At 33.3% G+C, this 25,759-nt stretch carries 23 protein-coding genes; 1 reads left to right on the top strand and 22 read right to left on the bottom strand.

The window, feature by feature from the left end; all coding sequences use genetic code 11:
- Positions 1-222: 222 nt before the first annotated feature.
- The 15 genes from CW752_RS09855 to CW752_RS09790 all read right to left on the bottom strand — a co-directional run bounded on the left by CW752_RS09855 (position 223) and on the right by CW752_RS09790 (position 18,287).
- Positions 223-3,081 (bottom strand): M16 family metallopeptidase, encoded by a 2,859-nt coding sequence (locus tag CW752_RS09855; RefSeq protein ID WP_101239542.1) that lies wholly within the window; start codon positions 3,079-3,081, stop codon positions 223-225.
- Positions 3,082-3,235: 154 nt separating this feature from the next.
- On the bottom strand, positions 3,236-3,922 hold the full coding sequence (locus CW752_RS09850) for a hypothetical protein (RefSeq protein WP_101239541.1): 687 nt from the start codon (positions 3,920-3,922) through the stop codon (positions 3,236-3,238).
- A 207-nt stretch (positions 3,923-4,129) separates the two neighbouring features.
- On the bottom strand, positions 4,130-5,464 hold the full coding sequence (locus CW752_RS09845; protein WP_101239540.1) for a trigger factor: 1,335 nt from the start codon (positions 5,462-5,464) through the stop codon (positions 4,130-4,132).
- A gap of 253 nt (positions 5,465-5,717) precedes the next feature.
- Positions 5,718-6,290, bottom strand: a complete 573-nt coding sequence (locus CW752_RS09840) for a hypothetical protein (RefSeq protein WP_101239539.1) — start codon at positions 6,288-6,290, stop codon at positions 5,718-5,720.
- Between the two features lie 273 nt (positions 6,291-6,563).
- Positions 6,564-8,948, bottom strand: coding sequence for a TonB-dependent receptor (locus CW752_RS09835; protein WP_101239538.1), 2,385 nt, complete (start codon positions 8,946-8,948; stop codon positions 6,564-6,566).
- A gap of 222 nt (positions 8,949-9,170) precedes the next feature.
- Positions 9,171-9,527 (bottom strand): hypothetical protein, encoded by a 357-nt coding sequence (locus CW752_RS09830; protein ID WP_185117607.1) that lies wholly within the window; start codon positions 9,525-9,527, stop codon positions 9,171-9,173.
- Between the two features lie 130 nt (positions 9,528-9,657).
- On the bottom strand, positions 9,658-10,509 hold the full coding sequence (locus CW752_RS09825) for a GLPGLI family protein (RefSeq protein ID WP_101239537.1): 852 nt from the start codon (positions 10,507-10,509) through the stop codon (positions 9,658-9,660).
- 78 nt (positions 10,510-10,587) lie between these two features.
- Positions 10,588-10,758: a bacteriocin-like protein gene (locus CW752_RS16890; protein ID WP_185117606.1), complete on the bottom strand. Its 171-nt coding sequence runs from the start codon at positions 10,756-10,758 to the stop codon at positions 10,588-10,590.
- A 346-nt stretch (positions 10,759-11,104) separates the two neighbouring features.
- On the bottom strand, positions 11,105-13,036 hold the full coding sequence (locus tag CW752_RS09820; RefSeq protein WP_101239536.1) for an ABC-F family ATP-binding cassette domain-containing protein: 1,932 nt from the start codon (positions 13,034-13,036) through the stop codon (positions 11,105-11,107).
- Positions 13,037-13,271: 235 nt separating this feature from the next.
- Complete coding sequence (locus tag CW752_RS09815) at positions 13,272-14,615, bottom strand: T6SS phospholipase effector Tle1-like catalytic domain-containing protein (RefSeq protein ID WP_101239535.1); 1,344 nt, start codon at positions 14,613-14,615, stop codon at positions 13,272-13,274.
- A gap of 151 nt (positions 14,616-14,766) precedes the next feature.
- Positions 14,767-15,444, bottom strand: coding sequence for a response regulator (locus CW752_RS09810; protein ID WP_101239534.1), 678 nt, complete (start codon positions 15,442-15,444; stop codon positions 14,767-14,769).
- A complete protein-coding gene (locus tag CW752_RS09805) occupies positions 15,413-16,177 on the bottom strand; it encodes a sensor histidine kinase (RefSeq protein WP_228401705.1) in 765 nt (254 codons plus the stop codon). Before CW752_RS09805 ends, CW752_RS09810 begins: the two co-directional genes overlap by 32 nt.
- Before the next feature lie 17 nt (positions 16,178-16,194).
- Positions 16,195-16,818 (bottom strand): hypothetical protein, encoded by a 624-nt coding sequence (locus CW752_RS09800; RefSeq protein WP_101239533.1) that lies wholly within the window; start codon positions 16,816-16,818, stop codon positions 16,195-16,197.
- A gap of 14 nt (positions 16,819-16,832) precedes the next feature.
- Positions 16,833-17,600 (bottom strand): hypothetical protein, encoded by a 768-nt coding sequence (locus CW752_RS09795; RefSeq protein WP_101239532.1) that lies wholly within the window; start codon positions 17,598-17,600, stop codon positions 16,833-16,835.
- Between the two features lie 66 nt (positions 17,601-17,666).
- Positions 17,667-18,287: a DUF5715 family protein gene (locus CW752_RS09790; RefSeq protein WP_101239531.1), complete on the bottom strand. Its 621-nt coding sequence runs from the start codon at positions 18,285-18,287 to the stop codon at positions 17,667-17,669.
- A 219-nt stretch (positions 18,288-18,506) separates the two neighbouring features.
- Here CW752_RS09790 and aqpZ point away from each other — a divergent pair, with 219 nt between their 5' ends.
- Entirely contained in the window at positions 18,507-19,223 is a 717-nt protein-coding gene (aqpZ, locus tag CW752_RS09785) for an aquaporin Z (protein ID WP_101239694.1), read from the top strand.
- 105 nt (positions 19,224-19,328) lie between these two features.
- On the opposite strand, the gene CW752_RS09780 is transcribed toward aqpZ, so the two are convergent.
- The 7 genes from CW752_RS09780 to CW752_RS09750 all read right to left on the bottom strand — a co-directional run bounded on the left by CW752_RS09780 (position 19,329) and on the right by CW752_RS09750 (position 25,680).
- Positions 19,329-19,874, bottom strand: coding sequence for a hypothetical protein (locus tag CW752_RS09780; RefSeq protein WP_101239530.1), 546 nt, complete (start codon positions 19,872-19,874; stop codon positions 19,329-19,331).
- Between the two features lie 119 nt (positions 19,875-19,993).
- Positions 19,994-20,980, bottom strand: a complete 987-nt coding sequence (locus CW752_RS09775) for an acyl transferase (protein WP_101239529.1) — start codon at positions 20,978-20,980, stop codon at positions 19,994-19,996.
- Between the two features lie 203 nt (positions 20,981-21,183).
- A complete protein-coding gene (locus CW752_RS09770; protein ID WP_101239528.1) occupies positions 21,184-21,954 on the bottom strand; it encodes a UDP-2,3-diacylglucosamine diphosphatase in 771 nt (256 codons plus the stop codon).
- A 24-nt stretch (positions 21,955-21,978) separates the two neighbouring features.
- Positions 21,979-22,425, bottom strand: coding sequence for a 6-pyruvoyl trahydropterin synthase family protein (locus tag CW752_RS09765; RefSeq protein WP_101239527.1), 447 nt, complete (start codon positions 22,423-22,425; stop codon positions 21,979-21,981).
- Between the two features lie 204 nt (positions 22,426-22,629).
- A complete protein-coding gene (locus tag CW752_RS09760; RefSeq protein WP_101239526.1) occupies positions 22,630-24,072 on the bottom strand; it encodes a serine hydrolase in 1,443 nt (480 codons plus the stop codon).
- Between the two features lie 59 nt (positions 24,073-24,131).
- A complete protein-coding gene (locus CW752_RS09755) occupies positions 24,132-24,518 on the bottom strand; it encodes an acyl-CoA thioesterase (protein WP_101239525.1) in 387 nt (128 codons plus the stop codon).
- A 145-nt stretch (positions 24,519-24,663) separates the two neighbouring features.
- On the bottom strand, positions 24,664-25,680 hold the full coding sequence (locus CW752_RS09750; protein WP_101239524.1) for a terpene synthase family protein: 1,017 nt from the start codon (positions 25,678-25,680) through the stop codon (positions 24,664-24,666).
- Positions 25,681-25,759: the final 79 nt, after the last annotated feature.

Here is a 25,759-nt window from a genome sequence, read left to right as displayed (position 1 = left end):
CACATGACCTATCAACTATTAATTTAAATAATGTTATTATTTTTCATTTTTTATAAACCAATATTATTAAAGCAGGATTAGCATAAAGAAAAAAATTATTAAGACACATTCTTTTCTTATTAATATCTCCTAATTCTCTTTCAATTAAATATAATTTTTATATTTATACACATACAAAAAACCGCAGACTAATCTGCGGTTTTCTATTTTATATGGTTATAATTATTGTTTTACTACTGTAGCACTTGTTACTTCTGCTTTTATATCATTCTTTTTGGCATTTTCCCAACCATCTTCCGGCATAAGCATTGCGATAATTCTTCCCTTAGAAAGATATTTTTTAGCAACATCCTGAAGATCTTTTACGGTAAGCGCTTTTACTTTATCCTGATAATTTAGAATATCATATTTATCACTTCCATCCAATTGATTTTTAGCAATACTATTCAACCAGTACATATTATCTTTAAGTTCTGTCTTATTGTCGTTGTACTCACCTTCTTTATATTTATCCAGGTCTTTTTGCTCAGGCCCTTTATCTATGAGTTTTTGAAGTTCGGCAATAGCACTTTTTGTAAGTTTTTCAGTATTTTCAGGGCCACATGGGAAACTAATACTAAAATTATAGGTACTGTAAGGAACCTTATTCATACCACCTCTAGCACCTCCTCCATAAATTCCACTTTCGTCTTCTCTTAATTTCTCAATGACTTTGATGGTGGCAACTTCACCAAGAGCAGACAATGCTAACGCTTCTTTTTCGTTATAAGGAGCCTCTCCGCTATATGAAATAGTTACCATACTCTTAGGATCTTTTCCTTTTTTATAAACCTTCGTATACTCTCCGGTCATAGGTCTGTATCCTGTATCTTTAAATGAAGTCGTTTTTCCTGATGACGGTAAGCTGGCAATATACTGTAATACCTCATTTTTGAATTTCGCTTCATCAATATTTCCTACAAAGTAAAATTGGAAGTTTCCGGCATTCGCAAACTTATCTTTATAGATATCATATGCTTTTTTATAATCTGTATTCGCCCAATCTTTTTCCATTGGGAAAATTCCAATGAATCTAGGATTCTTCTGGTTCATAAATTTTGCATGCTCATTGGAAAAATACGCCTGTGGATTGGATAACAGGTTATTCAGCATAGCAGACTGTTTTTCTTTATATGCATTGAAAGATGCCGGATTGTAATTCAGATTGGTAAAGTACGCATACATAAGCTCCATAGCAGTTCCTAAATCTTTTTGATTCGTACGTCCGGAAACACCTTCAAAAAGGCTTCCTACTGAAGGGTTTACATTAACCTGTTTACCTGCAAGATAGTTGGTAAGGTCTGCTTTTGAGAATCCGCCTACACCAGCTTCCGTTAATGCAGGAAAGGCAAACTGTGTCTTATTATAGTCTGTATCAGGAATTAGGGAATTACCTCCTAAACTTCTTGCTGTAAATACGATCTCATCATCCTTGAAGTCTGTTTTTTTGAAAGTCACTTTGGCACCGTTGCTTAAAGTCCAGGTTGTTGTTCCCAACTTAGCATCTGTCTCTGTTTTAGCAATCTTTCCTTCAGATTTGAAAGGTTTTATTAAGTTTTTAATGGTAGCCTTCTCTTCATAAGGTTTAAGATCAGCCATTTTTACAGCATCAAAGGTATTAAGAACCATCGCTTCTGTCGGCATAGTGACATTATCTTTTTTAGGACCTGTTATAACAATAACGCGGCTATCATCTTTCACCATTTTCTTGATCACTTCATTGGTCTGTGCCAATGTAACCTTTGGTAAGAATGATTTGGTATCTTCATATTCCCAGGCAATTCCCGGCATTGGTTCCTGCTCCAGGAAGTTTCTTACATACTCTCCTACCAGCATATCACTTTCCGTTTTATCTCTGTTATTATACGATCTTTCCAGATTAGAAATCATTTGAGATTTTGCTCTGTCTAGTTCAGATTGTGTAAATCCAAATCGTTTTGCTCGTTCTACTTCTTCCAATAAAACTTTCAATGCACTCAGTTGATTTCCTTCTTTCACCATTGCGAATCCCTGGAAGGCTTCTTTACTTCTTGCATATGTTCCTCCGTGATATACAGATCCGTAAGTAAAAGGAGGGTTGGTTGAATTAATCAACTCTCTTAACCTGTTATTTAACATGGTAGTAGAAAGACCTTCTATCACACTCTGATTATACTGTTCAACAGTAACATCAGGTTTATAAGCTTCAGAGTCTTTCATAATAAATTGCACCATTGAGCTTGTAGCGTCAGGATCTGTTTCGATGGCTACCAACGTTTCTTTATGGTTAGGAAGATCAAAAGATTTTCTTTCCCTTGGGTTGGAAGGGTTCTTATATTTACTGAAGTTGTCTTTAATTTTCTTTTCAACTTCATCTACATTGATGTCTCCTACCGCCACAATTGCCATCAGATCCGGTCTGTACCAATCTTTATGGAATTGTCTAATCACATCAGGCTTGAAATTTTCCAGTATTTCTTTTTTACCAATTGGCAACCTGTCTGCATATTGGGACTTATATAATAATTTCGGAAGATATTTATCCATCATTCTTTTATCTGCTCCAAGACCAAGTCTTAGCTCCTCCAATACGACTCCTCTTTCTTTATTAATTTGTTCGTCGGAAAGAGTTGCATTAAAAGCCCAATCTTCCATTACTTTCAATCCGGCATCCAAATTTCCCGGTTTATCTAACGGAACAGGAAGCATATAAACCGTTTCATCAAAACTTGTATAAGCGTTAAGGTGTTGTCCGAACTTTACTCCGATTGACTGTAGAAAGTCCACTAATTTATTATCGGGGAAATTTTTGGTTCCGTTAAAGTTCATGTGCTCCATAAAGTGAGCCAACCCTCTTTGGTTTTCATCTTCAAGAATAGATCCGGCATTGATTGCCAGACGGAAATCTACTTTTTTTTCAGGTAATGTGTTTTTTTTAATATAGTACTTCATTCCGTTGGAAAGAGTACCTATTCTTACAGAAGAATCCACAGGGATATTCTGTGCGAAAACATTTGAAGACATCAAAAAGATAACTGCAAATGAGGATAAAACTTTTTTCATGTTATTTGATTTTTATTTATGGCTAAAGTATCAATTATTCACAAATTAAAGAAGTGGTAAAAATCATTTTATAGTTAAAATTGAGTTAAAGTTATATATATAACAAAAAAAAACCGGAAATAATCCGGTTTTAATATCATAAAAAAAATGTTTTTTATTTAAAATCAGCATCTGTAACCCCGGAATTAATAACGATTTTAGTCGTCTTAATATTGATTTTCTGACCGGCACTTTCAGCATCTACTTCAGCAGGGAATTGAACTCCGTCTACAGTCATATAGCTTTTAACGGTCATATTTCCTTCTTTTGTGTTGGCTTTGTATAATAGTCCTGTAGCAGTATCAAAATAGAAGCTTCCTTTATCTGAAGTAAGAACATTATAGTCTTTCCCATCTAATTTTTCTACGCTTACATTTTGAAAATTAGTAGATTCAAATGCTAATGCATCAACCGGTTTTCCTTTTTTCAAATCAGCAATTTTATCAGCAGGAATATCTATTTTTTTTCCCATTTGTTCAAAATAGCCTTTTTCACCATCGAAAAGCTGAACCATCTGCTGTCCCATTAAAGACTGTACAGATTTGAATTTATTCCCCAATTTTTTAGTTGACATTGTAATTTCCATCCCTTGTGCAGATAGAGTATTGTCAGTAATCACAGATTTTACGGATTCTAATTTATCTTTTCCACCCAAAGCTTTAAAATAGTTATCAATAACTTCTTTAGATGTTAGTTTAGATTTCACGGCCTCTGTCTTAGCAGAAGCGGCATCTTTCTTCTGAGCAACTGCCGGAACTGAAAAAAGTACGGCGCAGAAAAACGGAATGATGATCTTTTTCATATATGTAATAAGTTTAAGGAGTAAATATATGAATATTGACGGAAATATATTATGTGAGCAGATGATAATTGATAAATGATAACAAATAGCCCAATTAGACAACAAAAAGATTGAAATGAACTAAGAACTGAAACCATAAATTTACATATATCATTAAAAAAAACCGCCAAAGAATTGACGGTTTTCAAATATTTATATCGGGTATAATTATTTTTTAAGTTCTTCTAAAAATTCGTCGTGAGAAATTTTAGTTTCTTTTTTGCTAGCTTTTTCAAGAATTACATCTTTCAATTTAGCCATAGCCACTTCAGAAGAAATTTGTCTTACCTGCTCTTGGTCTTTCAACATTTCAACAGCGTATTTCTGGATCTCTTCATCACCTAAGTGGTGGATTCCGTAGATAGCCAATTGATTTTTCACCAATTGCTCAGCTTGTGCCAATACGTCAGCATAGTCTAATTTGATTTCGTTATCAGTCATCAATTTTCCTTCGATGATCTGGTATCTTAATTGGCTTTTCTCTGCTTCAAGAATTTCTTTAGCCTGCTCTTCAGACTGAACATTCTGATTAGAGAACATTAACCACTTTACCAGGAAAGTTTCAGGAAGAGCAACCTCTTCTTTTTCTGTAACTTGTTCTAATACCTTATTCACAAAGTGAACATCAGCATTTTGTTGGAAGTACTCGTCTAATTCAGTTTTTACTTTTTCTTTAAGTTCATCTTCAGACTTGATGTTTCCTTCTCCATATACTTTATCGAATAATTCTTCGTTAAGTTCAGCTAAGTTTAATGAATAGAAATCTTTTACTTTTACTTCTACCTCATTGTGGTGTAAGTGCTCTACTTCTTCTTTACTGAATCCTAATTCTTTAGCTAATTCTTCATCACCAGCAAGAGTTTCTTTAGATACTTTTACAGATCCGTCCATTTTCAAAGCTTTTACCAATTTGAAAGCTTCTTTGTTTTCAGCTGTAATGGTAATGTTTTTTGGGTGGTGGTGGTGCTCTCCTTCAGCATCTTCTTCCACAACTTGAGAAACTTCTAAAGCGATATAAGAATCTTTAGTGATTTTATCTTGTGGAACTTGCTCAGCAAAACGCTTTTGCATGTTTTCAATGCTTTTGTTGATTTCTTTTTCAGAAGCTTCTACTTTGTAGTGAGGTGCTTCATATTTAGCTAAATCTATAGTGAATTCAGGCTCATACCCAACTTCAAAAGCAACTTCTAACTGATCAGCGTTGTAATCGAATTCGTTTACTGGCTGAGGAATTGGCTGACCAACTAATCTTAATTTGTTTTCATTAACATAGTTGTTCAAAGCATCAGAAACCTGTCTGTTGATTTCTTCAAATGCAATACCTGCTTCATATTGTTTTTTAACCATACTCAAAGGCACTTTCCCTTTTCTGAATCCAGGAACTTGCGCATTTTTAGCATAATTAATCAATTGCTTTTCTACTCTTTCTTTGTAGTCAGATTTCTCCAATGTTACAGTAAGTAATGCACTTACGTCATCATGGTTTTGTGCGGTAACCTTCATTATTGATTAAAATTTTAGGTTGCAAAAATATGAATTTTTTATGAAAATAACTCATTTCAAATAAATTCTTAGTCTTCAAATATTTATAAACTATAAAATAGGATTTTCATAAAAACCTTATTCCTACTTATAAGTAAGATATTCATGTTTTATTGATCACTTTACAGGCTAATATTTTTATATTTTAAAATTTAAATAACAATAAAAAACCATCGAAGTTTTCGATGGTTTTGTTAACAAGATTAAAGTGATATTAGTTGCTCAGGTTAAATGTAGCCTCTGCGTCCGTTTCTCCTCCAACAACACTTCCCCAAGCGGTTCCGTTTTGCGCTGAATTGGCACTTTGTGGCGCATGAATCAAATCAAATTTTAAGAATGGTGCGGAAGAGTTAACAACCTTTACAACATTCCATTTTGTAATAAGTCCTACCTTTCCCAGCTTTCCTGTTGATGAGCTGTCATCCTGTCTGGTAATATTAATGGTGGATTTTGGAAAATCAAAAATGATAAAATGTTCATCTTTGGCATCCTTTATTTCCTGAGTTACGTCTTCATTTCCATTATAAAATTTTGCCTGGACAATATAAGATTTCCCGTCAGTTAATGGAATGGTTGGCTGCCCACCCGCTCCTATACTGTAATTATATTTCTGCTCTACAGCTCCTGGTACATCTTCTTTCACCAATAGAACAATATTGGTAAGCTCTTCCTGTGGGATATCATCTTCCGCTACTGAGCCATCTCTCTGACAAGAGATTGCTGTAATCGTAATGAATAAAACGGCTAATAATTTGATAATATTTTTAGTATTGAATAGTTTGTTCATTTTAAAAAGTTTAAGATTGTAAAATTTTGATTGAATAGTTTTTTAAAGCCTATTTAAATTTTATTAAAAATTTATTCGAACCATTAAGATGAATTAAGTTATTTATAATTAAGAAAAAATCAAAGATTTTTATAAGCAAGTGCCTTAAAGCAGAGCTCAAGCTTAATATTCTAAAAATCTTAAGAATCTTAATGGTGAAACTTATTTGTAATAAAAAATGGAAAATTAATTATTAAAATAAAATTCTTAAAAATTTAAACAGCCTCTTCATTTTTAGAATTTATATCTAAAATTTAAGATAAAGTTTCTTCCGGCTTCATCTGCAAAGAACCTCATACGGTTCATATAATCTCTGTATGAAACATTAAAAAGATTATTTACAATAAGCCCGGCAGAAAGATTTTTACTGATGTTGATCCCTGTTCGGATATTCCAAAGTGAATATCCGGTCGGTGGTGTACTGAAATCGACTGTTTTTACCACTTCTTCTCCATTTTCATAAATAGAAATTTCAGCATTATGAATTGGGAACCTTGTTTGTTTTAAAAAGGTTTGATTTTCAAGAGAAAAATAGAAATTGCTCCAGTTTTCTTTACTGAATTGCAGTGCATTGGAAAAGTTTGGAGGCATCATTAAAATTAATGGTTCATTATGGGTATCATCCTGGCCATATACATAGCTTCCTTTTCCTACATAGGTTAAGTTATCTGTCAATTTCCAATTAACATCCAGATCTATCCCATACATTTTTGCATCAATCTGCTGATACTCCCAAACCGGGAACACTCCTCTGATGGTATTCTGTACTCCTGTCGGAATTTCATTAATAAAATTCTTGGTAATAAAGAAATAGGGATTCACAGAGAGATTTAATCCTTTAAGAACATTAAACTTTGTATCTGCAGTTATATTAAACTGGTGTCCTTCTTCATTTTTAAGCCCCATATTCCCAATTTCAATTACTGCAGCAGAATGATGCAGACCATCTGAGAATAATTCCGCAATATTAGGTGTTCTTCCTACTTTTGCATAATTAAACTTCAAATCAAAGTTGGCATCAGGACGATATTCCAGCCCGACATTGAAAGATAGATTGTTATAATTCAACTTGGGTCTTGTTAAAACCCTGTTTTGATTGGTTCTTGTGTAAAATTGAGGATAAATATCCGCATACAATCTATCCCAATCACTTTTATCATACCATTTTGTCACATCATATCGGGTGAAATCATATCTTGCTCCTGCTTCCGCATTAAAATCGTGTGAAATTTTATATTTAAAAACGGAGTAGATTCCTGCTGAATATTTATCATAATTAGGGATCAAACGTCTCGCTTTAGTTGCCGGATCTGAATAATTATTCTGGAATCCTGCATCTATCCCGGTTTCCAGCGACCATTTCCCTCTTTCCAGTAAGTCATTGATATTAAACTGATGCGTCATTAATGCAAGATCTAAAGAAGGAATATTATTTAAATCACCTCTTCTGATATCATATTCCTGTCTATGATTATATTGGTAACTATAAGTTGCTGATATTTTTCCAATATTTTCAAATCTTTTGAATGCTGATATTTTGGCAATATGATGATCAATAACCTGTCTCGGGTTATCAATATTATAGCTAAACGATCCTGTATAAGCCGGAATATTTCGGGTCATCGCGTTATAAAAATCTTCATTATTACCCACATGAGAACCTCTGTAAATTCCAATATTCTGACGTGTCAGATAGTAGTCAAAAGAGATTCCTTTTTCATAACTATTATTCTGAACTGTGAAATTGAAGGATGAAAAATCCATTCCGGTATTCATTAAATTGTAATCAGGAGCATGTTGATCTCCTAATTTTTTAATACCTCCTCCCGATTTTACGGCCCATCCGTTTTTCCATACTTTGGCCACATCCACATCAAGCCCAAGCCCTTTTCCGTTAGAGATTCCCGAAAGATTGACTGAACCTTTGATCGTATCTTTTTTAGGGAAAATTTCAGGCTCCATAATCACGACACCTCCAATGGCGTCACTTCCGTATTTCAATGCAGATGCTCCTTTAATCACATCGATATGCTGAAAATTATTAATATCAACATTAGGAGCGTGTTCTACCCCCCATTCTTGTTCTGCGAGACGCACTCCATTATTCATAATACTGATGCGACTTCCGTAAAGACCATGAATAACGGGCTTTGAAATATTATTTCCGGTTTTCAAGGCAGTTACTCCTGAAATTTTAGATAATAAATTTCCAAGGTTATCTGTAGAATTTTTCTCTATTTCAGATTTACTAAGGGTTTTGATAATGAGTGAACCATTATTTTTGTGATTTCCATGGATGGTCACCGTTTCGATATCCTTTATATGATGTTCAAGGGTAATCGTTATATGCATATCCTGATCAACTCCTATATTTTCAGTATAATCATTGCAATCAGGATGTTTGGCAATGAGTGTATACTTCCCGGCAGGGACTTTATCAAAGGAAAACTGTCCTTTTTTATTGGTTTTTACTGTAAATCCACCAATTTTCACCGTTGCATTTTCCAGCATCGTTTTATCATGAAAATCCTGAACGAATCCTTGTACAGTATACGTTTTTTGTGCGCTTATAGTTACTGATCCACAAAAGATCAGCAATAGGCAATATATCAATTTCATTGTAATAAAGATTGATTGCGTATCATTTTCAGATACATTTTCGTTAAAATTTGTTGAGTGGGTTTAATAATTGTATAATGGATGTGCGCAATAAAATGTATAATGTATCAATGACAGAAGGTTAGAAATATATCCTAGGATCATTTCAAATAACTTTAAATTTTAAACATTAAACATTGAACTTTAAAGCACAAAACTTTAAACCCAATAAGAATCTATTGATTAAGAAATAGTGGGTGGGCCCCGAAGTTGGAAAGTAAATTTGGTCTGTGACCAGATTTTCTCCTGGAGGGTGATGATCTGTTTTACCTCATGCGTATAATGCTCGAAAGAAAAACTGAACTCTTCAGGAGCTAATGTATGTCCGGTAGCCAAAAAATGACAGGCCAGACAGTCGCCAGCTTTCTCTTTAGTAGCAGCTTTCGTCAATGTATTCTCTGACTTTTTAAGATTAAAAGCCTTAAAATAATCTACAGAATCATGATGGTGAAAGCTTTGAGAAAGCAGAGCGAGGAAGTACACTCCAAACAATAGCTTGGAGATAAAACTCTTTAGGTTTCTGCTTTCTTTAAAAATCATGTTTCAAAATTAGGAAAATAATTTAATACTTTGTGTTAATTTTGATGAGTGTGTTAATATTATTTAATTACATTGATTTTCAAGAAGATAAATAATATTAATAAAAAATGAAATAAAGATTAGCTATTTACTAATCTTTTTCTAATTCTATTGGGTTTTCGTATTTTTTATTTTCTTCTCTTTCTTTTTGTCGTTGCCTAATTATTTCTTGACCTTGTATAATAGTGGTTTCAGAGCTTTGAAGTACACCAATTAAATTTGCATTAGCATCTTTTAACGCTTGTTCGAATTTTGGTCGAGTAGTTTCTATGGCTTCTGTATATCTACTTTTTTTAATGGTAATTAATCTGCCTTTCAATACAGAATTTGATACGGATTTTATCAGTTCAAAATCATAATCTCCTTTGTCATCCGTTATTTTAATGATTAATCCAGGCAATCCACTAAATTTATATGGACCATAGGGTAAAGGAATTTCGGGAGAATACCACGCGACCCAATTTCGACCTTTAAAATTAACCTCTGCTTTCTTACAAGTAATTGTATTGATTATTTTTGTTTCGTCTATAAGTTTCCAATTTTTTATTACTGGTTCTTTATACATAAGTAATGACATTGAAACAGAATCAAAATACTGTATGTTTTCATTTGATTGTATAATTGTATAATAGAATTTAGTTTTTGGTATATTCATCCCTTTTGTACTTAAAAGAATCCCACCATTATCCAATTTCTTATGTTGGGTTGTTTGAAATGTAGAATCTCTCTTAATTGATTGTGTACTTGCAAAAAAAGCACGTTTATCACCTATCTGTAATGAAAAAAATTCTTCATGTTTATAATCAGGAGTTAATGTACTCAATTTAGCTTTTAATAAATAGGTAAACTCACCACGAAGAGTATCTTTTTTTTGTAATTGAGAAAAAAATAAGACACTAAAAAATAAAGCTAATAATTGAAATAATTTTTTATAATAGTACATAGAATTATTTTTGATTGTAAAAAAAATGCACTTATAACTTTATTAGGTATAAGTGCAAATAATTAATATGAACAAATATTAATTACAGTAGTTTTTTTCAAGGTCAGCAAGCCACTGATTTGCTTGTTGTGGTGTCCAATCTTGAGTTGTCGTAGCAGTCTGACCACAAAATTCTGCAATCCAAACTTGTTTTTCGCCACCTTTTACAGTTTTAAGATCTTCACGAGTTAATTTTTTTAGTTTTTTCATAATTGTGTAAAATTTAAGATTAAGTCTTAAATATATACTATTAATTCATATCAAAGAGATATTTTTTATTATGTTAAGTGGCTTATTTAATGCGTAAAACCAAATTTATATTTGAAAACATTTCGTATAATATTGAATTAATTTGTCTTATTACGTAAATAAAAAACGCAAAGGATAAATGAAAATTATACTGAATATTTCCATTTAAAATGTCTTTGAAACTCTGCGTTGAGATATAATGGGCAGTCATTGATTATCGCACCAGCTTTACACCCATTCAAACTTCAGATAAAAAAATCGGAACCCGTATCTCGAGTTCCGAACTTTTAATATTATATTTTCAAAATTAATCTAATTGAGTCCCCAAATACTCCCACTCCTGTAAAGCATTATCCAACTCTTCTTTTGCTTTGTTGTATTGCTCTAAAGTTTCGTCAGAAGGATTCTCTTTGGCAAAAGAAGCTTCCATTTCTTCTATCTTCGTTTCAAGCTCGGAAATTTTTTCTTCTACTTTTTTAATTTTATTCTGAATGTTTTTCTGCTCTTTGCTAACAATATTGGAGGACTGATTGCTACTAACAATCGGTTTTTCTTCTACTTTCTTAGGCTCTGGTTTCACTTCTTCATGGTGAAGCTTAGCTTTTTCCGCAGAAATCTCTCTGATTGTTTCTTTTTGTCTATACTCAAGATATTCATTAATATCACCTAAGAATTCTTTCATTTTTCCATCACGGAATTCGTAGATTTTATCACAAAGTCCCTGAAGGAATTCTCTGTCGTGAGAAATGACAATTAATGTACCTTCAAAATTCTGTAATGCCAGCTTAATAATCTCCTTAGACTGAATATCCAAGTGGTTGGTAGGTTCGTCCATGATCAATGTATTGAAAGGACGAAGCAATAATTTACAAAGTGCCAGACGGTTTCTTTCTCCTCCGGAAAGCACTTTTGTTTTTTTCGTTACAGCCTCTCCCTGGAATAAGAAAGATCCTAATAAGTCTCTTACTCTGGGTCTGGTTTCTTCTGTTGCCGCATCTTCAGCCTCTTCTAGAACCGTTTTATTAGGCGTTAAAACCTCTTCCTGATTTTGAGCGAAATATCCGATATTAACGTTATGTCCAAGATTCCATGTACCGGAATAATCTTTAATATCTCCGGCTAAAATTTTAGCCAAAGTTGTTTTCCCTTGTCCGTTTTGTCCTAAAAGTGCAATCCTGTCTCCTCTCTGAACGATAAAGTCGACATCATCAAAGATTTGTTTCTGGCCATAAGCTTTTCCAAGGTTTTCCGCTTCGAAAATAACTTTTCCGGGAACCATAGATTGTACGAAACGGATATTGAATTTTGAAACGTCTTCGTTATCCACTTCAATACGTTCAATTTTATCTAATTTTTTAATAAGTGACTGGGCAAAAGAAGCTTTTGTAGCACTTGCTCGGAACTTATTGATATTATCTTCCATTTGTTTGATCTCCGCATCCTGATTCTTTTTAGCCTGAATCAGTTTTTCACGGCGATCTTCTCTCATCACCAGATATTTGGTATAATTGGCTTTATAATCGTCAACTTTTTTATTGTTGATATCAAAAGTTCTATTACAAACAGCTGTCATGAACTGTTTATCGTGACTTACCAGAACAATTGCTCCGGGATAATCTTTAAGGAAGTTTTCCAGCCAGATAATGGACTCCATATCCAAGTGGTTGGTAGGCTCATCGAGAAGCATGATATCATTCTTTTGAAGAAGCAATTTTGCCAATTCGATTCTCATTCTCCATCCTCCTGAAAATTCATCGGTGATTTTTTGGAAATCATCAGCTTTAAACCCTAAACCAAACAATACTTTTTCCATGTCACCTTCAAGATTGTAAGCGTCATGGTTCATTAAAAGATCGTTCAATTCGGTCATCTTATTAATTAAATCAATATAAGAATCGCTTTCGTAGTCGGTTCTCGTTGCCATTTGGTGATTGACTTCTTCGAGCTCATTTTTCCAGGCATTGATTTGCTCAAAAGCCTGCATCGTTTCATCCCAAACCGTTCTTCCTTTTACAAAATCAAGATCTTGTTTCAGAAAACCAATGGTAACACTTCCTTCAGTAACGACTTCTCCTTCGTAGAAATTAATTTCTCCGGACAGCATTTTCAACAACGTGGATTTTCCTGCTCCATTTTTTCCTACCAGACCTACTTTATCATCCTTTTTAATGGTGAAATTTACGTTTTGAAATAAATAATTTCCCGAATGGTGTAATCCTAAACTTTGAACCGAAAGCATTTTTTTAATTAATAGTTAATAATGAATAATGAATTTTCGGGGGCAAAAATACGGAAAAAGAAATGAATACCAGAATCTGAAGTAAAGACATCTTTTAAATCAGAATTCTCACTTTTAATTTAAAATAATTTTTAATCATTATTAACACTTTAGCCACATTAATAAAAAGAAGCATCTTTTCCGGATGCTTCTCATAACCTAAATTTAAAACTGAAAAAATACTGACAGTGATCGTTTATTTAGTAATCTTTATAGCCGTCAGTGTTTTTATAATGGATCGAATCCAAATATCATTATTAGGGACATTGGTACCATAGAGAAAGTCTGCCACAAAGCTATCTTCGGGAAGATGGAGCTCAATGGAAAGTCTCTCCTTATTATGGTTGTCTACAGATGTACTGCTGGAAACATTTAATCCGTTATTGATCAACTCAATGTTGATTTCATGGTATGATCTCTTTAGTAAAATATCGTTATACAATCCAAAATTGGATGAAATATGGGTATAATCTGCCAATTTTCCGTAGTCATAAACCGGTTTCATTTCTTTGGAGAGATTTTTTGTATACTCTTTAAGTTTTTCATAGAAGTCATTTAACCAAAAATGCTGTTCACATTCCCAGTCAAAGGATGGGTCTGCATTTACATTAAATACTTTTGATATGGCATTGGTTTCTTCCATCATCAGTTTTCCATATATTTTTGAAAGATCATTGTATACTTTATCTCTTGCAACATAAGCCTGGGATAAGGTTCCTTCATTTTCAATCTGATATCCAGAAAGCAATGCATTCCAAATTTTATTTCCATCAGAATCTGTTTTTGCATTTCTTATATCCGAAACGTAATCCCGTAAATCTTCAATCTTGATAAAGTCTGTGGAAATATAAACAGACTGAGGTCCTTCCAAATATCCGCCTCCAACATCTGCATGAGCTCCCGGAACAAAAATTTCTTTCCATTTGGTTTTCCAATTTTCTGATTTTTTGTCCTGCATTGTTTTTGAACTTTCAAAAAAACCGGTAAGGGGAAAAAAGAATCTGGACTCATTCAAAGCGCAAAGATGCAATGCATGTTCAACTTCTTCGGGCAAACTTAAATTATAAGTATTGAATGGCTTAGATTCTACAGTATCAAAAACACCCAAAAATTTTATCTTAATATTTTCTGAAGAATAATAAACCAATAATTGATTGCAAAACGTTCTGGCCAACATCCCTCCTCTACCAAATCCGTACAAATAGAAATGATATTCCTCATTTTGATCGCTCATTATGCTTTGTACAAAATCATCAGCTTTCTGAAGTTTATCATCTGAAGAATATCCTTTCCCATAAGGAGGATTGGCACAAGTAGCCATTGCAAAATTATTATCTTCATTCCCTAATACGGTACCTATTCCCTCAATATATAATTTTTCATTTCCGTCAAACAAGCTATATAGTTTATAAATATTGGTAAAAGCGCTATGATAGCTTTCGTTATTATTCAGTGGCCTATCCGGTGAAAGAATATTTAGTCCATTATTTCCTGTACCGTCAAAGAAAATTCCGACGGAAATCACTCTGCTATCATTCATGCTTTTATCTAATTTTTTTATTACAAATCCTTGATGTGTTTTATTTTTTCTAAAATCTCCGAGAGAGACATTTCAAAATAACTGAAGAAATTCAAAATGAACTAGAGTGAAAAGTACTAAATAAAAAAATCCGTATTTCTACGGAATCAGGTTAGATTTTTTCAAGGGGATGTATGTTATTGACAATGGCATAAATAACGATTCCAACGGTATTCTTAGCTCCTATCTTTTCAAGAATTCTTTGCCTGTGACTCTCTACTGTTCTAGGGCTGATAAAGAGCTTTTCTCCAATTTCATTATTGGTAAATTCCTGACAGATCAACTTTACAACATCTTTTTCTCGTTCAGATAATTCATCTTCTGTTTCAAAAAGAGAGTTTTTCTTTGCTGAACCATTCATATAAGTAAACAACATCTGATGGTCTTCGGCAGTAAAGAATACGCCATTTTTATCGACCATTGTAATCGCATCAATAAATGTTTTCTTATTGGAATTCTTTGGAAGAAATGCTGACACTCCTAATTTTACCATGTATCCCAATATCGAAGTTTTATAATGGGAAGAAAGAATAATAATTTTGAGATCAGGATATTTTTCTTTGAGGATTTCTACCAGTTCAAAGCCATTCATAGGTTTCATTTGGACATCTACAAGGGCAATATCAGGAAAATCTTGTGCAGAAAGTTTTTCCAGGCATTCTATAAAATCCGGTCCATTATCGGAAGTAAGACATACCTTAATATTTTTTTCATTGGATAACAACATTTTCACTCCTTCTAAGATCAACTGTTCATCATCAATCAGAGCTATTTTGGTTTGGGAACTCATTATGTTTTGGTATTTTAATAATTAGACGGCTTCCTTTATTTAAAAAAGTTTTTTTCCATTTATAATCAGCATTCATCGATTTGATTCTGGACTCAATATTCTTGATTCCCATTCCTTTTTTCACCTGCTCATATTCAAATCCTTGTCCGTTATCTGAAATTATCATTCTTGTATTCTGCAGGCCATCTTTTATATAAATCCACAAATCTGTTGCGGTAGAATGTTTAAGCACATTCGTTGTAAACTCTTGAATAATTCTATACAACTGTACTTCTATAAAAATATCTTTCTTTGTATATCCAGGCATTACCTGTAGAGATATATTAATTTTATGAGAAAGGTTGGCAATCAATTCTTCGGCATATAAAACCAAGCCCACCGATTCAAGATTTACAGGATACAATGAATGGGAAATACTTCTGGATGCATCAATCAAAGAGGACATTTGGTTATAAATATTTTTTTTAATCAATTCGTCTCCTTGTGTGTCTAAATTATTAAGCCATAAAGAAAGAATATTAAGGCGATTCCCTATATCGTCATGAATCATTATGGCAATTCTTTTTCTTTCTTCTTCCTGTGCTTTTATGTTTTCAAGCACCAGCTTTTTCTGATGAAGCACTTCTGCTTCGTACTGAGCATTTTTTTCTTTAACAATCCTGTTGATAAAAGTCTTGTAAGCAAGTAAAATAAACGATATTATAACTGCTATGGTAACAATTATAAGAATCAACAGGTTAATATTTAAAGTTACTTCTTTAATTTGATGAAAGTATATAAAAATGAACAATACAAAATACTCGAAAAAACATTATTGGCACTGAGCAGAATATAATAATCGTTTTCCGACAGATTGGCAATCTGATGCTGAATAATAAAAATAAATACAGAAACGGAATAGTAGAAAAAAATACAGGCATCCGCCAGGAGAAAACGATTTCTTATGGAGTTATCTTTTATTTCCCTCAGCAAGGTAAATCCGGAAAGACAAATAATGATAATATTTGAAATTACTTTCGCGATATCTGCATTGAGTGGATAATCAAAAGCGTATTTCGAGATCATAAATCCACCGGACAATAATGTCGCAAGGTTCAAATAATGTTTAGGCAAATCTAATTTTCTGATAAATAGTCCTGTCAATAACAAAAACTCCCCAGCAATATATAAAGGATAAAGAAATGAAGTATCATTAAGATTGAAAATATAAGGCAAAACAAGGTTCAGCAATTCTATGCTAAAAAGAAAAGCAATACAATGATAATATTGCTTTTCTTGTTTGTTTAATAATTTATATTTTGCTGCTCCCAACAATATAATAGACAGGAGCAGACCATAATTCAGGAATAAAATTACCTTATAAAGATCGGCCATTCTTAACTTATAAATTATAATTCAGTTTCCGGTATGCGACAAACCGGTGGACATGGCTTTGCCCAATCATAAGTATTAGCTTCAGTAATTGCGCTACTTCCGGTATTCTTCAGATTTTCCAGGAAAGAAATAAATACCAATGTTACCAGCATTCTTCCATAGATATCATTATATTTTAAACCAAATGAACATACAATCTTCTTTAGTTCTATATTTGAAAGACATAAATCGGCCGTAGGAACATAGAATCTTTTAAAAATTCTCGTCCCTTTATAATCCGTGCATTCCTGGAAAAACCACTCCATTCCCTCATTTCTCCATTTTTCAATGGCTTCTACAGCCTTATCTTGTTCAAGAACAGGTTTGTTGGAAATCGGAAATGTCATATCGGAATTTTTATCAATACTTTGAAGATCGCTGGAAAGGAGGGCATTCTTAACAATAGTATACTGCTGTACTTCCTGGAGTTTCAAATCACCTTCCAGCGGACGAAGAAAGCAGCACGGATATTGATCCATGTCTTTATTAAATCCCCTTTCATCCATAGGACATAAAATAAGGATCACTTGTTCATTATGAATCCCTACTGCAGCACAAAATTCTTCATACTTATTGTTTTTTCTCATCCATTCCAGATATTCTGCGTTGATTTCGAAAATGTAGTTGGTAGGAAGTTTGGTTTTTAACTCGGAAAAATGAGTAAGATGTAGGCTCCATTGGTCCATTGCTGCCTGGCATTCTTCTTTTCGCAGCATGCAGTCTTCACTGTTTAATATTTTCATATATGCATGGTTTTTAGCTGTATAAAAATAACTAAACTAAAAATGCTATGCAAGTAAGAATTTTAATTAGTAATTCCTTACCGTAATATGATAACAGCTTTGTTGCTTCTCTTTTATATAATAAATTCTACCTGCATTCGCATAATGCTTTAAAACCTTCTCCAATGCCATTTCCATTTTCGGGTTATATTTAAGAACATTATTGAATCTTACGTAGGAAATATCAAAAGAATTACCGTAGTTGTGGGAACTGATTCCCAATGAAGCGTTAGAATTGACTCTTCTGAGCCTGCATTGATCTTCCAGGGTTCTTGTGATAGACGAAACTGTAAAGGTACCTCCTTTAGTATTTTTACTAAATTTAGACCCAATATTTTCTAATGTTGTCTTTGCTTTGGAAACCATATAAGCCCTACTGTAATCCAGTTTTTGAACACGATATCCTTTTCCCGTTTTTTTTATTTTGTGAAATTTCCCATTGTTGATATATTTTTGCACTGTTTTCGAATCTTTCAACAGCTGTACTCCAAAACTTTTTGAAGCATCAATATGAGGTTTATAAAGAGCTGTAGGCTCTACTTTCAAAACTGACGTAAGATCATAACAGGGAAAAGCTTTTTTGGCCGCCTGCGAATAATGTAGACTATAAATAAAAGGCACAAAGACCACACAAAGAAACTTTCTCATCAACCACCCTTTTAAATTACAAACGAATAATAAAACATTTATGTTGTATCATTCAATTCTTATAACAATACTATCTGGACAAATCCCCAACAAACATTAAACCAAATTATTTACTTTATAATTTTTGTTCTCTCTTTTTTGAAATATTTTTCAGATTTAACTTTTTATTTTAAGATATAAATTTTACATTTGAGATACATTTTTAAAATAAACAATATGATAAAAAAACTTTTTGCTGAATTTTTCGGCACATTTTGGCTTGTTTTCGGAGGTTGCGGTAGCGCCGTTTTCGCAGCAGGTGTTCCCGATATTGGTATTGGACTTTTAGGCGTTGCTTTAGCCTTTGGTCTTACTGTTCTTACCATGGCTTACGCAGTAGGCCATATTTCCGGAGGTCACTTTAACCCGGCTGTCTCTTTCGGGCTTTTGGCGGGTGGCAGATTTCCTGCAAAAGATCTTATTCCTTACATTGTAGCACAATGTCTTGGAGCTATTGTTGCAGCAGGGTGTTTATACACAATCCTTAATGGTGCCGGAGCAGTAGACTTCTCAAAACCTGGTGCTTTTGCCACCAACTTCTATGGAGAAGCCGTTTACAACGGAAAAGCATTCAGCATGGGGGCAGCGTTCCTGGCTGAATTTTTATTAACGGCATTTTTCCTTATCGTGATTATGGGAGCTACAGACAGATGGGCTAACGGTAAATTTGCAGGTATCGCTATTGGTCTTGCACTTACTTTAATCCACTTGATCTCTATTCCAATCACCAATACTTCTGTAAACCCTGCAAGATCTCTTTCTCAGGCGGTTTTTACAGGAGGACTTGCCATGTCACAGCTTTGGTTGTTCTGGGCAGCACCAATCTTAGGAGGAGTTGTAGGTGGTTTAATCTACAAATTTTTACTTCAGAGAGATTCTGCGGAAATAGCAGATTAATTAACGTAAAAGTAATACTTAACCATAAAATCCTGTCAGTCGACAGGATTTTTTTATTTTTCCAAATGTAAACATTTACTCTCTTCAGCAGTGACAAATGATTTGTTATTTTATCTTTTTAATATCAAAAGGATTTTTAAAAATAAGTTCTTCATGTTTTCCCTTGACTTCCATTTTACGTTGAAGCAGATTCAAAGCCATTTTTCGGATAAACATATCTTTATCGTTCAGTTTCCAATAAGAATCTCCGTGGAGCTGTTTGGGAGGGCGAATCAGATAGAATTCGGTTTCCCAGGTATCTACATTATGATAAAATTCAATAATTCCACAATGTTCAGGAATCTGAGATGCCTCTACCATTCCCATCGGAAGCAAAAAACTAAAAGCATTACAAACATAGTCTCCACACGAAATTTTATCGTGTTTCAGAAATTTTTCACCGGATTCTTTATTGAGGTAAGATTTTTTAAAATCATTCTTAAAGTCACTTTTTGAAAACTTAATTTCAATTTCATGACTGTACCCCTGAGCATCAATGATTAGTATATCCGCTTCCCAATCCGCCTGAAAATAATTGGTTAAAACAATTTCTTTTTCAAAATCGCAATGAGAATGGATATAGGCATGAACAAGTTCTTCTATTTTAATCATTGTTGAATATAATTGCTAGTCATACAATTTAGATCTGAGACACCACTGCAACCCCTAAACCTTGAACTTTAAACTTTAAACCTGGAACCTTGGACCTGGAATTTTAACCTGCATTTCGCTTAGCTTACCAGCAAACTACAGCCTCTGATATCAGAATGGTCTATTCTTCCCAATACCTGAAATTTTTCTCCGATCATTTTCCCCAAATCCTGGGTTGCTATGAAGGAACAAGAATGAGTATTGGCCAGGTCAATGATATTGATAGCCCCTGTTCTACCCTCTTTTTCATAAGAGAACGGATCCTCTGCATTTCTAACCATGATCCTCATCCAATTGGGACATTCATATTCATTATTACCAAGCGAGTATGCTTGTGACAGCAATTCCGTCATTGAATATTCGGAATAAATTTTATCGGTTTTAAAGCCATCCTGTAAGATTTTCAAAAGTTCATCTTTTGTCATTTCCTCTTTACGGCCTTTCATTCCACCGGTTTCGATTACAACTAAGTTTTTCAGAAATTTTAGAGATTCTTTGTTTTTTTCAGAGTGACAAAAATCCAAAAAGTCTAATAACGCAAAGGATACTCCGAAAAGAATAACTTTTTGATCTTCCAATTGATTTAAAAGTTGGAAAAGATCGGCATGATTATACAGAAAGTATCCATTTTCCGGCTTAGCAGATTTTTTCATCAAATAATCTACCATATAGATCAATGATGAATTCTGTCTTTCCAGATAACTTGGAAGCAATCCCAGAAAAATAAAATCCTCGGGTTCTCCGATAAATTGTTCAAAACTTTTATAAATGCTTTCTTCGTATAAATTCTGATCGGCAATAAAATGCTTTGAAAGATTCATCTGTGTGGTTCCGGAACTCTGAAAGTACAAATCAGCAGATACATTATTATCCAGAATTTTATGATTTTTAAACATTTCTATAGGTAGAAAAGGGATTTTGTCCAAGCGATCAATCTCATCAGGATTGATGTTCAAAAAATCAACAAACTTCCTATATATCTCAACATTTTCATATTGATAACGAAAAGTTTCCAATGATGCATTCAGGAAGTCCTGCTCTGTTTGTATGTTGAATATATTTTTCAATTTTATAAAACTTTTTTATCTTTCTTATCTCTTTATTACAAAGCAATTAACCAGAAAAATATTTTTATTTAATAATTTTTTTACATCAAAGCTACACTTTGGTAACATTCTTGCAATTATTTAATCGGAATATGGATTAAAAACAAGAATAGGTTTCGGCCTATTCGAGAATTGCCTCTTTTTAGAGGTAATTTTTTTTGCTTTTATTTTTCAAAAACCTTCAGCTCAAAGTCTTTTTCAAAAACCCCGTAGGTATAATAAGAAATCCAATCACCAAGGTTGATGTATTTCGAATTTTGTTCAAGATCCAACACCATTGGAAGGTGACGGTGGCCATAAACAAAATAATCAATCTTTTCTGTTTTCAATTTTTCTTTGGAATAAATAATCAGGAATTCTTTGTCTTCACCTAAAAACTCTTTGTCTTCTTCTCCGGAAATCATTTTATTTTTTTGCGAAAGGTATAATGCAATTTTCATCGCAATATCCGGATGAAGCCACTTGAAAAACCATTGTGCTACCGGATTGGTAAACAATTTTTTCATTCTTTTATATCCTTTATCACCAGGACCCAGCCCATCACCATGTGCTAATAAAAATTGTTTTCCACCCATTTCAAAATACTGTTTCTGATAAAAAACAGTACATCCGATTTCTTCTTCCAGATAATCTTTCATCCACAAATCATGATTTCCCACAAAGAAATAAATATGAATACCTCTGTCTTTCAACTCAGCAATTTTTCCAAGAACACGAATATATCCTTTGGGAACGACATGTTTCCATTCATGCCAGAAGTCAAAAAGGTCACCCATTAAAAATAAAACCTGGGCATCTTCCTTGATTTCATCCATCCAACGTATAAACTTCTCTTCCCGTACCTTACTTTCTTTAGGCGTAGGAGCACCGAAATGCTGATCTGAAGCAAAGTATACTTTTTTTCCGGGTTCTAAATTAATTGTAGTTTTTAACACCGTCTGAGTTTTGTGGGATAAAAATTATTGATTGTCTTCTGCAAACCATTCTCCATAAGAATTTTCCGTCTCATGAAGTTTAAGATAAGCCAGAGAGATTCCTTCCGGAAGTCTTGATTTTATTTTGGCAGCAATGGCATATAACATATTTTCGCATGTCGGCTGGAAACTGCAATAAATTACTTTATGACCTTTCTGCTCAAGATCATCTCCTAATTCTTTATGCGGAGATAAAGCATTAACAAGAACTGCATGATCCCATACATCTACAATTTCGGATTTTACGATACTTTTAATATCTCCAAAATCCACTACCATCCCATTTTTAGGGTTTTCCATATCATTAATTGGTTTTCCTTTCACTGTAACAAACAGTTTATAGGAATGTCCATGCATATTTTTACATTTCCCATCGTAGTTGTAGAGCACGTGGGCAGTTTCGAATGTAAAAATTTTTGTAATACGTATCATAATAAACGAATCAATTTTAATTACTGGTTTTCTTTGTTTTACAATTTAAAAAACTATAAAAACAACAAAGAGGCGGCAAAACATCTGCCAACCTATGAAAAACTGTAAAATTAATGTTCAAAGTTAAGATAAAAAGAGCAAGAAATAAAATGCCTCAGGAAGTTAAGTTACTTTCTGAGGCATTTTATATTTTTGTACGGATCTTTAATCGATCTTCAATGTAAGATTATTATCCCGCGATCCATCCACATTGGATGCATTATAAGGCACGGTTAGCCATCCATTTTTGTTCATTACAAACTTAAAATCATAAGTTTTTCCCTTTTCAAACTGAGATTTTGGCACCACCAATTCATAAGTATTCTTTTTCTTGAAACTCATTTGGTATACCTGATCATTAGTATTCCAGTTATTAAACGAACCGGCCACTGAAATACTGTTCACAAACTCAGTACTTAAGTTCTCCGGATATTGATAGGAAAAGATTACGTTGTCATTTTCTAAACGGTAACCATATATTTCCTTTTTAAGATTAGGATGGACAAATTTTTCAGACATGATGTATTCTTCTGCCACCATATAAGGATTCAGCAAATTCTTATCCATGATACCGGCAATCTGATTAATCATTGGAAAGAAAACCGGAAACTCTTTATATCCATTATACATCACAATAATAGCCATATTATTGTCCGGAAAAATACGGTATGCACTTACGTTACCACCAGAAAAAGAATATGACTTTATATTATTAAAATTTTTCATATCCCAGCCATGGGTGAAGACGATATTCTTATTTTTATATTCAAACGGTTTCCACATCAGCTGTTGCGTTTCAGGCTTTAGAAAGTCATACTGACTAAGATGAATACTCCATTGTAAAAAAGCAGGTAATGTAATAGCCAGACCATTAGCTGAGTGAGATTTTCTACCTTCCACAAATGTAGATTTATCATATTGATTGGTCTTCTTGTTGTAGATATACTTTACCACTCTGTTTGGGATCTCCTCAATAGAATTAGATGAAAAGACTACTTGATTTTTAGCATCTGAAAACTGATTTTTTAAAATATAGTCTTCAAATTTTTCACTTGTCAATTTCTCGATGATCATGCTTATCAACAGATAATTTGTCTGATTATATCTATACTCGCTACCCGTCTCAAATTCCATTTTTTCTTTTGACAATCTTTGAACCACTTCATCATTTGTTGCATTTACCGGGATATCTTCATAAATAATCCAATTGGGCAATCCTGAAGAATGTGACAAAAGATTTTTCACCTGAACTTTTTCCCATTCTTTCGGCAAATGATCAAGATGTTTCGAAATTTTATCCTCCAATGAAATTTTCCCTTCTTCAATGAGTTTAAACAATCCTACATTAGACATGAGTTTCGTTGTAGAATATATTCTGAACATGGTATTAGGATTTACCTTTTGATCACTTTCCAATGTTTCTCTTCCATAGTATTTTTGGAAAGTAATTTTATTATTTTTCACAATCCCAACAGCCATGCCGGGAATTTCATTGATTTGGATAACTTTTTTCACATAGCTATCAATAGCTTTTGATTGGTTTGCTGTTTGGGCATACCCTACAAGTGAAAATTTTAAAAATATTATCGCGAAAATTATTGGTTTCATTGGCTATTATATTAATGTCTTTCTTAAAAAACACTTGAGAGTTTCTATATATTACATTTTCAAACCAATTTCTCAAGCCAATCCCTTTCCAATCGTTTAATTTTCTTTGTTTCAGGATCAAATAAAACCCAAAGTGTACTAGAATCTACCAGCAATTGTCCATTACAATAAAATTCAACTTTTCTTGGCTGTCTGGCTCCTTCCGGAGATTGGGGATATGTTTTTACAGTGATAATATCGTTAAGATAAGCTTGTTTTTTATATTGAATATGATGATCCAGAAGCATCCAGGCATCATTTACATATTCTGTTTTCTGTTTTAAAAGATCCCAATGTTCGGCTGCCACCTCTTCTACCCAATGTACATACTGGACATTATTAACATGATTATTCTGATCAATATGTTCTTTTGTTACCTTAATCTGCTTTTCATATATTAAATCCATATCTATTTCTATTGATAATCAAATATAAGGATTACTAAAGCTGTACCTGCAGTATTTTCGAGGTTTTAAACAGATATTATACATGATCAAAAAAGCTGCTTTATACTTAATAAAGCAGCTTTTATAAATTTTGTCTAACTTACCATTATCTTATTTCGGTTAATCTTTTCTGAAGTTCTGAAGCCGAAGGAAATTCAGTGGTATTATAACGATCCAGGCCGGCTGAGATTGCTTTCCAGCCACTCAATATGAAACTCATATAATCTACCCATTTGACAACAGCATCATGCCAAAAGCCAAAATCAGGAAGTGAGGCACGTATTTTTAAAAATTCTTCTAAATCTTCATTGTGTAGCCGCAGGCATTCTATACATGCATCTTCCAATGAGATTTGGTGCTCATTCTGTATGACTTTCACTGTATTATAATAAATACTTTCCGTTGCTTCATCTTTTATCACTGATTGTACATCATTAAAAAACGCACTCATACGACAGATTAGTGCCTGCAATCTCTGAATAACAGGATCATTATGAATTGCTAAAGGAAACACCACTTCCAAATCTACCTCCAGGAGCTGCAAAAAGGGATACAAACAAACCGTTTTTTCCCTGAATGCAATACATTCTTCCAGGGTTGGATATTCTTTCATCTTCTTATACCTTAACTCTTTTTCTAATCCTTGAAAATATCTTTCAACCATCTGGGAAAGCCGTGTGATAGAATTCGGTGGAATAAATCTCTGAAGCTCTTGTCGCGTTGCATCCAGCATATCTCTTAAAGGTATTATCGATAAAGATTCTTCAATGGTACCGTTCAATATTCCTGCTGTATGTGTTTTTACATATTCAATATCGTCAGATTCACTTTCTTCATAAAGATCATCGTTGTAAAATGCCCAAAGCATAAGCCTACAAATCGGCGTAAATCGTTCAGGGGATGCTGTAGGGAAAAAGTAAGCCGCAATATGAGAGGTTTTGGTTTTCTGATATTTTTTTCGCAGATCAGGATTATCCTCATAGATCCAAAAGTATTTGCCATCAATCCATTCATGGTCGGTCATCTTTTGTAATTGATCGGCATGAGGATTTTTTAAGACTGGAAACGGGTAATTAAAATTTTCGTGTAAGAATTTAGAAATGTTAAAATTTTCACGATTCATATTGTATATTTTGATAATGTTTTTTCTCCAAAATATATGGCTTCATTGAATTTGATAGTCCCATCTACATGCGATTATC

It is taken from the genome of Chryseobacterium sp. PMSZPI, assembly GCF_002835665.1.
In the GTDB taxonomy this organism is placed as follows: Bacteria; Bacteroidota; Bacteroidia; order Flavobacteriales; family Weeksellaceae; genus Chryseobacterium.
This window is presented reverse-complemented; position numbering and strand designations above follow the sequence as displayed.

Bases quoted from the DNA above. Each gene is read 5' to 3' on its own strand.
- CW752_RS09855 (WP_101239542.1), bottom strand. From the start codon at position 3,081: ATGAAAAAAGTTTTATCCTCATTTGCAGTTATCTTTTTGATGTCTTCA.
- CW752_RS09850 (WP_101239541.1), bottom strand. From the start codon at position 3,922: ATGAAAAAGATCATCATTCCGTTTTTCTGCGCCGTACTTTTTTCAGTT.
- CW752_RS09845 (WP_101239540.1), bottom strand. From the start codon at position 5,464: ATGAAGGTTACCGCACAAAACCATGATGACGTAAGTGCATTACTTACT.
- CW752_RS09840 (WP_101239539.1), bottom strand. From the start codon at position 6,290: ATGAACAAACTATTCAATACTAAAAATATTATCAAATTATTAGCCGTT.
- CW752_RS09835 (WP_101239538.1), bottom strand. From the start codon at position 8,948: ATGAAATTGATATATTGCCTATTGCTGATCTTTTGTGGATCAGTAACT.
- CW752_RS09830 (WP_185117607.1), bottom strand. From the start codon at position 9,527: ATGATTTTTAAAGAAAGCAGAAACCTAAAGAGTTTTATCTCCAAGCTA.
- CW752_RS09825 (WP_101239537.1), bottom strand. From the start codon at position 10,509: ATGTACTATTATAAAAAATTATTTCAATTATTAGCTTTATTTTTTAGT.
- CW752_RS16890 (WP_185117606.1), bottom strand. From the start codon at position 10,758: ATGAAAAAACTAAAAAAATTAACTCGTGAAGATCTTAAAACTGTAAAA.
- CW752_RS09820 (WP_101239536.1), bottom strand. From the start codon at position 13,036: ATGCTTTCGGTTCAAAGTTTAGGATTACACCATTCGGGAAATTATTTA.
- CW752_RS09815 (WP_101239535.1), bottom strand. From the start codon at position 14,615: ATGAATGATAGCAGAGTGATTTCCGTCGGAATTTTCTTTGACGGTACA.
- CW752_RS09810 (WP_101239534.1), bottom strand. From the start codon at position 15,444: ATGAGTTCCCAAACCAAAATAGCTCTGATTGATGATGAACAGTTGATC.
- CW752_RS09800 (WP_101239533.1), bottom strand. From the start codon at position 16,818: ATGGCCGATCTTTATAAGGTAATTTTATTCCTGAATTATGGTCTGCTC.
- CW752_RS09795 (WP_101239532.1), bottom strand. From the start codon at position 17,600: ATGAAAATATTAAACAGTGAAGACTGCATGCTGCGAAAAGAAGAATGC.
- CW752_RS09790 (WP_101239531.1), bottom strand. From the start codon at position 18,287: ATGAGAAAGTTTCTTTGTGTGGTCTTTGTGCCTTTTATTTATAGTCTA.
- CW752_RS09780 (WP_101239530.1), bottom strand. From the start codon at position 19,874: ATGATTAAAATAGAAGAACTTGTTCATGCCTATATCCATTCTCATTGC.
- CW752_RS09765 (WP_101239527.1), bottom strand. From the start codon at position 22,425: ATGATACGTATTACAAAAATTTTTACATTCGAAACTGCCCACGTGCTC.
- CW752_RS09760 (WP_101239526.1), bottom strand. From the start codon at position 24,072: ATGAAACCAATAATTTTCGCGATAATATTTTTAAAATTTTCACTTGTA.
- CW752_RS09755 (WP_101239525.1), bottom strand. From the start codon at position 24,518: ATGGATTTAATATATGAAAAGCAGATTAAGGTAACAAAAGAACATATT.
- CW752_RS09750 (WP_101239524.1), bottom strand. From the start codon at position 25,680: ATGAATCGTGAAAATTTTAACATTTCTAAATTCTTACACGAAAATTTT.